This window comes from Streptomyces sp. NPDC050842 (assembly GCF_044456565.1).
Classification (GTDB): Bacteria; Actinomycetota; Actinomycetes; order Streptomycetales; family Streptomycetaceae; genus Streptomyces.
The window spans coordinates 25790-37615 of record NZ_JBITGA010000011.1 but is presented as its reverse complement, the minus strand read 5'-3'; the positions used below and the strand labels follow the sequence as shown (position 1 = coordinate 37615).

Below are 11826 nucleotides of genomic sequence, written 5' to 3'. Positions count from 1 at the left end.
AGAATGATCAAGAGCCGCGGAATGGAGAAGTCCGCGGGGAACCATTGGTCGAGAGAGGAACAGCGCATGACCGTAAGGCTCCAGCGAGCCCGCCCCGGCAGCCCCGAGCTCCAGGCGCTTGTCGACGAGCTCGCGGAGCGGCTCGGCCGGTCCGTCGCCATCGACGACCCGCTGGTCCGCATGGTCTGCACGAGCCGCCACTTCGGCGACGAGGACCCGGTCCGCATCGGCACCCTGTTGCAGGGCCGCGCCGACAACGCGACGATCCGCTACGTCCTCGCCCAGGGCGTGACCCAGTGGTCCCGAGCCGGATTCATCGACGGCCGTGACGATCTCGGACTGCTGCCCCGTTACGTCGTGCCCCTGCGCGTGCGCGGGCATCTCCTCGGACTGCTCCTGGTGGTCGTGCCCGAGAAGACCCTCGCGGAGCACGAGACACGTGCCATCGCCCGGGCCGCGGACGCCATGGCCGCCCAGATGCACGGAGAGCACATCGCCACCGACACCAGGAAGGCCGACGAGCGGGACCTCGTCCTCGAACTCGTCGGCGCCGACGTCGCCGCCCACACCACCGCACGGCGGCGAGGCAGGGAACTCGGACTGCTCGGAGCAGCCGAGCACGTGCTGGTCACCGTCGTCCAGCTGAGCTGCGCGACCGAGCTCGTGCGGCAGTCCGAGGCGGCCCTGTGGGGGGCGCTGGAGGGGTTCCGGCAGACGCGTTCGGCCCAGGGCCTCATCGCGATCGGCAAGGAGCGGGCGACCCTGCTCCAGCTGCGCGATCGCCCACCCGGCCAGGACGAGGTCACCGCACAGTCCGCTCGCATCCTGGACGAACTCCACACCTTCCTGGGCCCGTCGGCGGACCCCGTGATCGGCGTCGGTGGCCGGCACCCCGGCCTGGGCCACGCACGGACGTCGTACGAGCAGGCGCTCGTGGCGGCACGCGCGGCACGCCGGCTGCCCACCCTGAAGAGCGCCGGCGACTGGGAGCTGCTCGGGGAGCTCGCGGTGCTGCTCCAGCTCCCCGAGCACGCCCTGAACGCGTCGTTGGTCCCGAAGCCGCTCCGCGCCCTGAGCGACACTCACGGCGGCGACCGCCTGCGGGACACCCTGCGCTGCTTCCTCGAACACGCGGGATCGATTCCCCGGACCGCGGACACGCTGGGCATCCACCGCACCTCGCTCTACTACCGCCTGCGCCAGATTCAGGAGATCACCGGACTCGACCTCGACGACGGCGCCCACCGGCTCACTCTGCACCTCGGCCTCAGGACCGAGGAACTCCTCGCCCCGGGCGGCGACGGGGCCGTCTGACCACGGACTCGCTTCGACAAAGCGAGGAGGATCCACGGCCCGATTCCTACAGCTCGCGGTGGTGCGGGCGGAGGGCCTCATTCGATGATGTTCGGGACGGGCGGGACCGATGTACCGCCTTTGACCAGGGGAGAGGTCATGAAGGAACTGATCACGACGGACGGCGCACGGCTCGCGTACCAGGACACCGGCGGCGAGGGCGTCCCGCTGGTGATGCTGCACGGCTGGGGGCAGACGCAGGCGATGTTCCGCCACCAGATCGAGGGGTTGGCGCCCGGCCGTCGCGTCGTCACCGTCGACCTCCGCGGCCATGGGAAGTCCGGCAAGCCGCGTCACGGCTACCGCATCGCCCGGCTCTCCCGCGATGTGCTCGAACTCGTCGACCATCTCGGTCTCGACCGTTTCGACGCACTGGGCTGGTCCATGGGTGTCTCGGTGTGGTGGAGCTTCATCGACCAGTACGGGACTGGACGGATCCGGCGCTTCGTCGCCGTCGACCAGCCCGCGGCGGTCGCTGCCGTGCCCTGGATGACCGAGCGGGAACAGCGGGACTCCGGTGCCATCTTCGATGTGTCGGGGCTGCTGTACCTGGGTGCGGCCCTCGCGGGGCCGGAGGGCGACACGGTCCGCGCCGACTTCGTGCGCGGCATGTTCTCCGGCGAGCCCGATCCCGAGGTGCTGGCCTTCGTCGGCGAGGAGATCCGGTCGACACCCGCCTACGCGGGCGTACCGCTGCTGTTCGACCACTGCGCGCAGGACTGGCGCGACGTGCTTCCCCGGATCGATGTGCCGACCCTGGTGATCGGCTGTGAGGGAAGCCACGTGCACCCCGATTCGCAGCGCTTCGTCGCCGAGCGGATTCCCGGCGCGCGCCTGCACGTCTTCGCCTCCGACGTGGCGAGCTCGCACTTCCCCTTCCTGGAGAACCCGCCGGCCTTCAACGCCGTGGTGGACAAGTTCCTGGCCGAGGAGCCGGCGAACGGGGCGTGAATCCGCCCTCCGCCCGCACGCACCTACGGCTAGGAATCCCCATGACCCCCACACTAATGTCCCGTGCGCCCGAACGGGTGCCTCGGCAAGCGCCCGGTCCGACCTCGCCCTCCTCCCGCTCGGGGTGGCTGGTCCAGATGCTTTCCGAGATGCCGGAGACGAACGACCGTACCCACGTCTACCTCGGCGTCCACGTCCGTGGGCCCGTCACTGTTGTCCACGAGCGTGCCAAGACGCTGTTGGAGCCGAACGACCTGATCTTCTGCGATCCGGCCCGACGGCATCTGCTGCGGTTTGGCGAGGACTGCCAGATGATCTTCTTCCGGGTGCCCCGGTGCTATCTGGGCGTCACGGAGTCGGAACTGAACCAGGTGCTCGGCGTACCCGTGCGCGGCGGGGAGGGGATCGGGGCGCTGGCGTCCGACTTCCTGACCGCGCTCGCCGCCAAGACGGAGTTCCGGCGGTCCACGATCGGGGACCGGCGTGCCCGGACGGCCGTACACCTGCTCTCCGTCCTGGTCATGGAGCTCCTCGAAGCGGATACGACGGACGAGGCCGACGACGCGTCCGGGGCCGTCAACGAGATGCTGTCCCGTATCCACGGCTACATCGAAGAGCATCTGATGGACCCGGACCTCTCACCGGAGACGATCGCACGCGCCCACCACATCTCCGTCCGGTACCTGCAGAAGCTCTTCCAGAACGACGGCAGCACGGTGAGCCAATGGGTGCGGGAACGCAGGCTTGAGTTCTGCCGGCTCGAACTGGGCCGCTCCAACCGGAGAATCACCATGGCCGCGGTGGCCCACCGCTGGGGCTTCAGCAGCCCCTCGCACTTCAGTCGCACCTTCCGCGGTGCCTACGGCATGAGCCCCAGCGAATGGCAGGCGCTGGCGACCTCGGCCTTCGCGCCGACGACTGCCGACGCCCAGGACGAGCGAAGGCGCTGAGCCGCGTGTGCGCCGTCGTGCCAGCGGAGATGCGCGCACGGACCAGAGGCGCCGCTTCCACGGCCCTACCGTCAGCAACGGTCGCACGGGCCTCCAGTCGAACACCGGGCCGCACCCACACCCTGACCGTCGTGACGACGCCCCACACGTGGCCCGACACCGAGAAGAGAACTCGCATGACCAACCCCACCGTCGTCCTCGTACACGGTGCCTTCGCCGACGCGACAGGCTGGATAGGCGTCATCTCGGAACTGCGGAGCAGCGGTATCCCGGTGATCGCGCCGTCGAACCCGCTGCGGGGGCTGACATCGGATGCCGCCTACCTCACCTCCGTCCTCGCGCAGGTCGACGGCCCGGCCGTGCTCGTCGGCCACTCCTATGGCGGTGCGCTGATCACCGTGGCCGGCGCCGCGGAGAACGTCGTCGCGCTCGTCTACGTGGCCGCCTACGTGCCCCACGAGGGCGAGAGCCTCGGCCAGCTCCAAGGGAGCTTCCCCGAGTCCCCGCTGACGGGCCACCTGAAGGAGTGGACGTACCCGCTCCTCGACGGCGACTCGGCGGTCGAGGTCACCATCGAGGAGACGGCCTTTCCCTCCGTCTTCGCGGCGGACGTGCCCGAGGACGTCGCCGGCGCCCTGGCAACGGCCCAACGCCCGCTCGCCACGGCCGCCTTCACCGAGACCGCGTCCGCGGCGGCGTGGCGGACCAAACCGTCCTGGGCCCTGGTGGCCGGGGCGGACCGCACGATCAGCCCCGAGGTCCAGCGCTTCGGCGCCGCCCGAGCCGGAGCCGTCGTCGTCGAACTTCCGGACGCCTCCCACGCCGTCGTCCTCTCCGAGCCCACACGGGTCGCCGACCTGATCAGGGACGCGGTACGGGCGACGAGCTGACCGACTGGCCTCCGCGACGACAGGAGCGGGACCGGGCAGGCGGGGTGCCACCGGTCCGGGCGCGTTGAGGTCCTAGCCGGGTGGAGGGTCTGGGTCACTGTCCGTGGTTGCTCACGGTGATGTGCGGTGCCGTCGGTGAACTGCGCCGAGGCCGGTCGACCGGCCGGCGGGCGGGCTTGATGGCGCAGGCGTGAGGAGCGGTTGGCGGCTCCGCTTCTCCCCACATACTCCCCAGCGTCCTTGGAACCTCGAAAGTCCAGGTCAGGGGCCCCTTTGGGGCTAGGGCGAGGAGATCACCCGCATCACTTCTCCCCAGCGCCCCGCATGGGCGGTTCGCGCGGCGATGGATGCGCAAACAGTGCGCGGCGCGTGTTTGAGACAGGTGCCCGCTACAGCCGGCCTCTCCGCTTGAAAATAACGTACAAACTGCTGCATGCTACCCCTATCAAGTCGGTGGTGAAGGGTCACCCGAGGCCCCAGCGCAGCTCCGGCATGGAGTCGAAGCTCATGCCATAAATAGTTCCCACCAGTGTGGGAGCAAAGGGAATCGCCGCCCACGAGAAGATCTTCAAGAAGTCCTCGCCCTCGGGGCGCTGACCTGCGCAGATAGACGTCTAAGGGATGCTGGCCTGCGGCTTTGCTCCTTTCCGGAGCTTTCACGATGACATCGCCTTACGCGGTCGATTCTCCCCAGCCGCTCCCCACGGCGGCTTGATTCTCCCCAGGTTCTCCCCAGCTGGCGCTGCTTCGGCAGGAGCGCAGCCCCTGGTCAAGGCTAGTTCTCGGCTCGGAGAAGCGGCTACGCATAGTGTCAGGGGAAGAGCATGATCGGGTCGTGCGTGTTCTGAACGGTCCGTCTCGGCGGGAGCCTTCGGTAAGTGTCCAACGGTTCGTACCCTTGCCGTCTAGGGCGGGTTCGTCCTCGGTTGTTGTCCGAACGCGCGTCGTGGGTTCATGAGCATGCTCCCGGAGGAGCCTCGCTGGTTAGTCGGCGGGGCTCCACTTTCGTCCTTCATCGGCTCACTCGAGTGCAGATGAAGCATTGAGTTTCTTCGGCGCTGACGCTCTCGGGTGAGGGTGGCTGCAGTGATGGTGGTCATGCGGTTGGGCCGCAGGGGAGGACGGGAGTGCGGGAGCTGTTGGGGTGCCGGACGGCCGCCCCGTGCTCAGACTCGTCTGGGTCATGCCGAGCCTCCCGTGATGTCGTCGGGTTCCTCGCCCTCGGCCGTGCTTCCTGCGGCACAGGGCCGGCCTCCGGATCATCGACCGGGACACCCGCCCCCTCGCGCCAACGTCCCGCGGGCGCGACTTCCTCCGAGAAGCACAGCAGATCCTGCGCATCGCAGACGACGCCGAACCAATCCGGCACGATCCACAGTGAGCACAGGGCCAGGTGCCGCAGATAGTGTCAGCTCGGCCCCCGTGTTCGCTGGATCACCCGCATCGCCTACTCGACCGCCGCGCCCCTGATCAAGGCTGCGTGCGCGGCGGCAAGGATCTCCTCCGAGAGCGGGGAGCCCTTGGTGGCCCGGGACAGGACCAGCGCGCCGAACAGGGTGCAGAGGCGGACGATGCCGTCCTGGTCGTCGGTGGCGAGGAAGTCGGCGAAGTCGGCCACCCCCTCGGTGTAGACACGACGGGCCTCACGCCCCCCGCCCTCGCGCGCGAGGTCCGTGGCGAGCGCGGCGACCGGGCAGCCGTTCGCCGGGTCGTCGCGGTGTCCGACGGAGAGGTAGGCGTCGATCAGGGCCCGCTGGGCGGCGTCGCGCTGCCCTTCGTACTGCGCGAGCCCTGCGGTGTGGGTCCGAGCGAGCTCGTCGAAGGCGTGGGCGGTGGCCTCGTCGACGAGCGCCTCCTTGGAGGTGAACTGCTTGTAGAAAGCGCCGTGGGTCAGGCCGGCCGCCTTCATGAGGTCGGCGACGCTCACCTGGGTGCCCTGCTCCCGGAACAGCCGCGAGGCGGTGTCCACCACCCGCCTGCGGTTCTCCTGCGCCTGCGCCTGCGATACGCGGCCCATGATCACCCTCCCGTTTGGATGTCGACTGGCATCTATCGTATCCCCATGTTTAGATTGGGTTCGTAATCTAAACATGGGGCGTGCGACTCGACGGCGCCCGCCGAAGACCAGGAGCAGGCATGGAACTGAAGAACGCGGTCGCGGTCGTCACCGGCGCCAACCGGGGCCTCGGACGGCATCTCGCCGCACAGCTCGTGGAGCGCGGCGCGAAGGTGTACGCGGCGGCCCGCCGCCCCGAGACGGTCGACGTGCCGGGCGTCATCCCGCTGCGCCTCGACGTGACGGACGAGGCATCGATACGGGAGGCCGCCCGCATCGCGTCGGATGCGACCCTGCTGGTCAACAACGCGGGCATCTCCACCGGCGCGACGCTGATCGGAGGCGACACCGATGAGGTGCGCCGGGAGATGGAGACCAACTTCTACGGCCCGCTCGCCGCGACCCGCGCCTTCGCCCCCGTCATCGAGGGCAACGGCGGCGGCGCCGTACTCAACGTCCTGTCCGCCCTGTCCTGGCTGCACCCGGCAGGACTCGGCTCCTACGCCGCCTCCAAGGCTGCCGCCTGGGCGCTGAGCGACGCGACCCGCGAGGAGCTGGCACCGCGCGGGATCACCGTCTCGGCGCTGCACGTCGGCTACATGGACACCGACATGGCCGCCGACGTCCCCGCAGACCAGAAGGTCGCCGCCGCCGACGTCGCGGCCCAGGCCCTGTACGGCATCGAGACGGGCCTGCCCGAGATCCTCGCCGACGAGACCAGCCGGTACGTCAAGCAGAGCCTGTCCGCGGCACCCCGGACGAACGCGGGCTGACGCTCACCCCGTCACCCGGCGCGACGCGACCGCCTTCCTGCCTTCAAGTAAGGACATCTCATGCGTTACACGACCTTCGGACACAGGACCGGACTGCGCGTGTCCGAGTACGCGCTGGGCACCGCGAACTTCGGCACCGGCTGGGGCGCGGGCGCCGAGCCGGACGAGGCACGCCGGATCTTCGACCGGTTCGCCGAGGCCGGCGGCACCTTCCTCGACAGCGCGGACGGCTACCAGTTCGGCGAGTCGGAGGAACTGACCGGAAAGCTGATCTCCGCCGACCGCGACCACTTTGTCGTGGCCACGAAGTTCGCCCTCGGCGCCGCTCCGCAGCCGGACATCTCCAAGACGGGTAACAGCCGTAAGAACCTGGTCGCCTCGGTGGAGGCCAGCCTGAAGCGCCTGGGCACCGACTACATCGACCTGCTGTGGGTGCACTTTCCCGACGAGCTCACTCCGATGGAGGAACTCCTGCGCGGGCTCGACGACCTGGTGAGCGCCGGCAAGATCCACCATGCCGCGCTGTCCAACTTCCCCGCCTGGCGCGTCTCGCGCGCGGTCACCCTCGCGGACCTGAAGAGCTGGGCGCCGATCGTGGGCATCCAGCACGAGTACAGCCTCGTCGAGCGCACGGCCGACCGCGAACTGCTGCCCATGGCCGAGAGCCTCGGACTCGGTGCCGCCCTCTGGTCCCCGCTCGGCGGCGGACTGCTCACCGGCAAATACCGCAGCTCCGCCGAGGGGCGCCTGAGCGACCTGGGCATGGTCATCCACACCGAGAGCACCGGCCAGAAGACCGCCGTCGTTGACACCGTCCTGGCCGTCGCCGAGGAGACCGGCGTGACGCCCGCCCAGGTGGCGGTGGCCTGGGTGCGCGAGCGCGCCGCCCGCTCCGTGGCCACGCTTGTCCCGATTGTCGGCCCGCGCACCCTTGTCCAGCTCGACAACTACCTCGGCGCCCTCGACGTCCAGCTGACCGACGCGCAGTACACCCGACTGGCCGAGGTCAGCGCGGTGCCGCTCGGCGCGCCCCATGAAGGGATCGGCGCCTCCCTGGACCGCCTTCAGGGAGGCGCAGCCGACCGCGTCACCGCCCCTGTCGTGCCGGTGGCCTGACCGGCTGCGACCGAGGACGCGGTGCGCCCAGCCGCAGCCAGAAAAACAACACAAACTATCTCGTACTGGGAGAAGCCCGGGGCGAGGACAGACCCCGCCCCCTTCCACGGACGGGACACGGAACGGAGACGACGATGAGGGCCTTCATGGTCGAGAAGTACGGCGGCCAGGCGGGGATGCGCGCCGCCGAAATGCCCGACCCGCAGGTGGGCGCCGACGACGTTCTGGTCAAGATCCACGCGGCGGGCGTGAACCCGCTGGACCTCAGGATCCGCAACGGGGACTTCAAGGCGTTCCTGCCCTACCGTCTTCCCCTCGTCCTGGGCAACGACCTCGCCGGAGAGGTCCTGCAGGTCGGGTCCTCCGTCACCCGCTTCGCGGTGGGCGACGAGGTCTACGCCCGGCCCGACAAGGACCGCATCGGCACCTTCGCCGAACGCCTCGCCGTCCACCAGGACGACCTGGCCCCCAAACCCACCACCCTCACCATGACCGAGGCCGCCTCCCTGCCCCTGGTCGCCCTGACCGCATGGCAGGCGCTGGTCGAGCGCGCCCGTGTACAGCCCGGCCAGAAGGTCCTCGTCCACGCGGGAGCCGGCGGCCTCGGCTCCATCGCCGTCCAGCTGGCCAAGGCACTGGGCGCTCACGTGGCCACCACCGTGAGCACCGCCAAGGTCGACCTGGTCAAGAGCCTCGGCGCGGACGAAGTCATCGACTACCGCACCCAGGACTTCACCGAGATCCTCGACGGCTACGACGTCGTCCTCGACAGCCTCGGCGGCGACAACCTGGCCAGGTCCCTGCGCGTCCTCAAGCCCGGCGGCACCGCCATCAGCGTCGCGGGCCCGCCCGACCGGGCCTTCGCCCGCGAACTCGGCGCGAACCCGGTCCTCCGCCTGGCCATGACCGCGCTCAGTTCCAAGACCCGCCGCCAGGCCAAGCGCCTGGGCGTGACGTACTCCTTCCTGTTCATGAAGGCCAGTGGCGATCAGCTGCGGGAACTCACCCCCCTCATCGACACCGGGAAGATCCGCCCCGTCGTCGACACCGTCTTCCCGTTCGAAGAAACCCTCCAGGCCATGGAGTACGTCGAAAAGGGCCGGGCGAAGGCCGGCAAGGTCGTCGTCTCCATGACGTAGGGCAGACCCACCGACATCGACCAGCTCCACCAGTTCACCGTCCACGCCGAGTAAGGCGTGATGCGCCTGGTCACGGGCCTGACGCCCGGCTTCGGCAGGGCCGTCATCGGCCCCAGCGGACCCGCCACCACCCCGCGGCACGCGACCAGAAACACACCGGGAGAAACCATCATGAGCAACACCGGCACCCCGAACGAACCCGTCATCACCTCGTACGCCCACGCCCCGACCCGCACCGTCACCGCCGGCGGCGTCACCTACGCCTACCGCGAGCTGGGACCCAAGGGCGGCGTCCCCGTCGTGTTCTTCGTCCACCTCGCCGCGACCCTGGACAACTGGGACCCCCGCATCATCGACCCCATCGCGAAGGGCCGTCACGTCATCGCCTTCGATCAGCGCGGTGTCGGGGCCTCCACGGGCCAGGTGCCGGACAGCATCGAGGCGATGGCTGATGACGCCTACACCTTCATCACGGCGCTCGGCTTCGACAAGATCGACGTCTTCTCCTTCTCCCTCGGTGGCATGATCGCCCAGGCCCTGGTGGTGAAGCACCCCGAGCTCGTGCGCAAGCTCGCCCTCACCGGCACCGGGCCGAAGGGCGGCAAGGACATCGACAAGGTCGCCGGCATCACGTACTGGGACATGCTGCGCGCCACCCTGACCCGGTCGGATCCCAAGGAATTCCTGTTCTTCAACCGCAACACCACCGGCAAGCCCGCCGCGCGCGCGTTCGTCAGCCGGCTCAAGGAGCGCACTGCCGACCGCGATGCGAAGATCAAGGTCAAGGCATTCCAGACGCAGCTGAAGGCGATCAAGAAGTGGGGGCGCTCCACCCCCGACGACCTGTCGCAGCTCGCCCAGCCCACCCTGATCGCCAATGGCGACAACGACCGCATGGTGCCTTCGGTCCTCTCCGAGGACCTGCACCGACGCATCAAGGACAGCGAGCTGATCATCTACCCCGACTCCGGTCACGGCGGCATCTTCCAGTACCACCAGCAGTTCGCCCCCCTCGCGGTCGAGTTCCTCGCCCGTTGACCTCTGGCGAACACCGCAGCTGCACGTTCGGCGACCAGGGAGAGAAGAGCAGCACCATGAGCACCTCACCGTCCGCCGCTCAGCTGGGCGTGGAGAAGAAGCACCTCACTTCCTCGATCCTGCTGTGGGTGCGTACCGACCAGCCCCGCCAGACCGGCATGGACCACTGGAAGGGACCGCACTCAGGGATCATCTCCGCCACCCCGGGCCTGGAGGAGTACCGGCAGATCCACCTCGCCGAGCACAACCCGGGCCGGTGGCCGGCGACCGATGGGGTGCAGACCTCGATCCCCGGGGACCGGAAGATCGACGGCGTCGCCGAGGTCACCTTCCGATCGGCGCTTGCGCCCCTGAAAGGGCGCAAGCAGGCGAAGCTGGCCCACGCCGACGAGATCAACGTGTTCCGTCGCACCCTGCTGTACGCCGGCCCGCCGAACTCCTCCCGCTGGTATGACGTCGCCGGCCCCGGCGAGACGGTCGGTGCCCGCACCCTGATCTACCTGCGCCGCAGAGACGGGGTCGGCGCAGGCGAGTTCCGGAAGTTCGTCAACCAGCAGTTCGTTCCCGCGCTCGCCGACGCCGCAGCGTTGAAGGAACTGCGCACGCAGACGTTCCTGCCCTGGAGCGAAAAGCTCTGGGACACCCCGAACGTCGCCCACGACAACCCCCATGACCAGCGATTCCACGCCTCCCTCGTCCTCGGGTTCAGCGACAGCGCAGCACGGGACGCATTCTTCACCGGCAACGCGATCGAGGGCCTGACCAACCGGCTAACACCGCTCGCCTCCGCGATCCATGCATACGACGTCGCCGCCGCCTTGACCTTCGTCAAGAACGGCGACATCCTCCCGCGCTACCAGGAGTGAACGGCCAGAGCGTGGAGCAGGTCCGACGGACCTACTGAGCAATCGATCCATCCACCCCGGGCTGGTCGCCACCCGCCAGCTACTTACGGTGACTACCGAGAAGGTCCCCGTGGCGCGCCCTGCTCATGATCAACCCGACTCAAGCAGTGCTCATCGCTCGCGGAATCCGACGTTCCCGCAGGATCCCGTGCTCACCAAGCCGCGCTCCCTACACTCTGCCCTGCTCGTCATGGACAGGGTGAGCCTGGACGAGCAGTGGCGCGGGCACGGCCTCGGCGCCATCCTCGCCACGGAAGCGATCCACCGGCTCATGGCCGGCTGCCGGGCCGTCGCATGTTCGCCCGGAGTTACCGACCTCAGCAGCGACCGCCTCAGGAACCGAGCCGAGTGGGACCGGGTGAACGCCAAGATCGCCCGAGGAGGGGAACGCATCGGGTTCCGCTCCTACACAGGCACCGTTTACCTCCTCTCCCCGGCCTCGTTGGAGCTGGAGGACCAGCGAGAGGCAATGCGAGGGCGACTCTCGGCACTTGGCGCCTCCTGGCGGCTCACGCAAGCCCGTGGCACGTCGTCCTGACCGGCGAGCTGCTCGGGCCTGCGGTGCGCGAGACGGCCAGCTTGCCTTTCTAGTTGTCCCTTGTCATCCAATCGAGGCGGTTGACAGCGAACCCAGCCTTTCGGCTTCTATGTCCTA

At 69.0% G+C, this 11826-nt stretch carries 11 protein-coding genes and 1 pseudogene; 10 read left to right on the top strand and 2 right to left on the bottom strand.

What is annotated here, in order from left to right; all coding sequences use genetic code 11:
- Positions 1–66: 66 nt before the first annotated feature.
- From ACIBG6_RS31535 to ACIBG6_RS31520, 4 genes are all read left to right on the top strand, one after another.
- A complete protein-coding gene (locus tag ACIBG6_RS31535; RefSeq protein ID WP_399226130.1) occupies positions 67–1314 on the top strand; it encodes a PucR family transcriptional regulator in 1248 nt (415 codons plus the stop codon).
- A 138-nt stretch (positions 1315–1452) separates the two neighbouring features.
- A complete protein-coding gene (locus tag ACIBG6_RS31530; RefSeq protein WP_383047082.1) occupies positions 1453–2304 on the top strand; it encodes an alpha/beta fold hydrolase in 852 nt (283 codons plus the stop codon).
- Positions 2305–2453: 149 nt separating this feature from the next.
- Positions 2454–3254, top strand: a complete 801-nt coding sequence (locus tag ACIBG6_RS31525) for a helix-turn-helix domain-containing protein (protein WP_399226128.1) — start codon at positions 2454–2456, stop codon at positions 3252–3254.
- A gap of 176 nt (positions 3255–3430) precedes the next feature.
- A complete protein-coding gene (locus ACIBG6_RS31520; RefSeq protein ID WP_399226127.1) occupies positions 3431–4144 on the top strand; it encodes an alpha/beta fold hydrolase in 714 nt (237 codons plus the stop codon).
- 389 nt (positions 4145–4533) lie between these two features.
- Here the strand turns inward: ACIBG6_RS31520 and ACIBG6_RS31515 are convergent.
- A pseudogene (locus tag ACIBG6_RS31515) lies at positions 4534–4719 on the bottom strand (CorA family divalent cation transporter); the annotation flags it as partial.
- 872 nt (positions 4720–5591) lie between these two features.
- Positions 5592–6161, bottom strand: a complete 570-nt coding sequence (locus ACIBG6_RS31510; RefSeq protein WP_399226126.1) for a TetR/AcrR family transcriptional regulator — start codon at positions 6159–6161, stop codon at positions 5592–5594.
- Between the two features lie 119 nt (positions 6162–6280).
- Here ACIBG6_RS31510 and ACIBG6_RS31505 point away from each other — a divergent pair, with 119 nt between their 5' ends.
- The 6 genes from ACIBG6_RS31505 (at position 6281) to ACIBG6_RS31480 (ending at position 11709) form a co-directional block, all read left to right on the top strand.
- Positions 6281–6973: an SDR family oxidoreductase gene (locus tag ACIBG6_RS31505; RefSeq protein WP_399226124.1), complete on the top strand. Its 693-nt coding sequence runs from the start codon at positions 6281–6283 to the stop codon at positions 6971–6973.
- A gap of 60 nt (positions 6974–7033) precedes the next feature.
- Positions 7034–8089, top strand: coding sequence for an aldo/keto reductase (locus ACIBG6_RS31500; protein ID WP_399226123.1), 1056 nt, complete (start codon positions 7034–7036; stop codon positions 8087–8089).
- A 134-nt stretch (positions 8090–8223) separates the two neighbouring features.
- A complete protein-coding gene (locus ACIBG6_RS31495; protein ID WP_399226122.1) occupies positions 8224–9228 on the top strand; it encodes an NADP-dependent oxidoreductase in 1005 nt (334 codons plus the stop codon).
- Between the two features lie 171 nt (positions 9229–9399).
- On the top strand, positions 9400–10266 hold the full coding sequence (locus ACIBG6_RS31490; protein WP_399226121.1) for an alpha/beta fold hydrolase: 867 nt from the start codon (positions 9400–9402) through the stop codon (positions 10264–10266).
- A gap of 56 nt (positions 10267–10322) precedes the next feature.
- Complete coding sequence (locus tag ACIBG6_RS31485) at positions 10323–11132, top strand: strictosidine synthase (protein ID WP_399226120.1); 810 nt, start codon at positions 10323–10325, stop codon at positions 11130–11132.
- Between the two features lie 229 nt (positions 11133–11361).
- Positions 11362–11709: a hypothetical protein gene (locus ACIBG6_RS31480; RefSeq protein WP_399226119.1), complete on the top strand. Its 348-nt coding sequence runs from the start codon at positions 11362–11364 to the stop codon at positions 11707–11709.
- Positions 11710–11826: the final 117 nt, after the last annotated feature.

Bases quoted from the DNA above. Each gene is read 5' to 3' on its own strand.
- ACIBG6_RS31535 (WP_399226130.1), top strand. From the start codon at position 67: ATGACCGTAAGGCTCCAGCGAGCCCGCCCCGGCAGCCCCGAGCTCCAG.
- ACIBG6_RS31530 (WP_383047082.1), top strand. From the start codon at position 1,453: ATGAAGGAACTGATCACGACGGACGGCGCACGGCTCGCGTACCAGGAC.
- ACIBG6_RS31525 (WP_399226128.1), top strand. From the start codon at position 2,454: ATGCCGGAGACGAACGACCGTACCCACGTCTACCTCGGCGTCCACGTC.
- ACIBG6_RS31520 (WP_399226127.1), top strand. From the start codon at position 3,431: ATGACCAACCCCACCGTCGTCCTCGTACACGGTGCCTTCGCCGACGCG.
- ACIBG6_RS31510 (WP_399226126.1), bottom strand. From the start codon at position 6,161: ATGGGCCGCGTATCGCAGGCGCAGGCGCAGGAGAACCGCAGGCGGGTG.
- ACIBG6_RS31505 (WP_399226124.1), top strand. From the start codon at position 6,281: ATGGAACTGAAGAACGCGGTCGCGGTCGTCACCGGCGCCAACCGGGGC.
- ACIBG6_RS31500 (WP_399226123.1), top strand. From the start codon at position 7,034: ATGCGTTACACGACCTTCGGACACAGGACCGGACTGCGCGTGTCCGAG.
- ACIBG6_RS31495 (WP_399226122.1), top strand. From the start codon at position 8,224: ATGAGGGCCTTCATGGTCGAGAAGTACGGCGGCCAGGCGGGGATGCGC.
- ACIBG6_RS31490 (WP_399226121.1), top strand. From the start codon at position 9,400: ATGAGCAACACCGGCACCCCGAACGAACCCGTCATCACCTCGTACGCC.
- ACIBG6_RS31485 (WP_399226120.1), top strand. From the start codon at position 10,323: ATGAGCACCTCACCGTCCGCCGCTCAGCTGGGCGTGGAGAAGAAGCAC.
- ACIBG6_RS31480 (WP_399226119.1), top strand. From the start codon at position 11,362: ATGGACAGGGTGAGCCTGGACGAGCAGTGGCGCGGGCACGGCCTCGGC.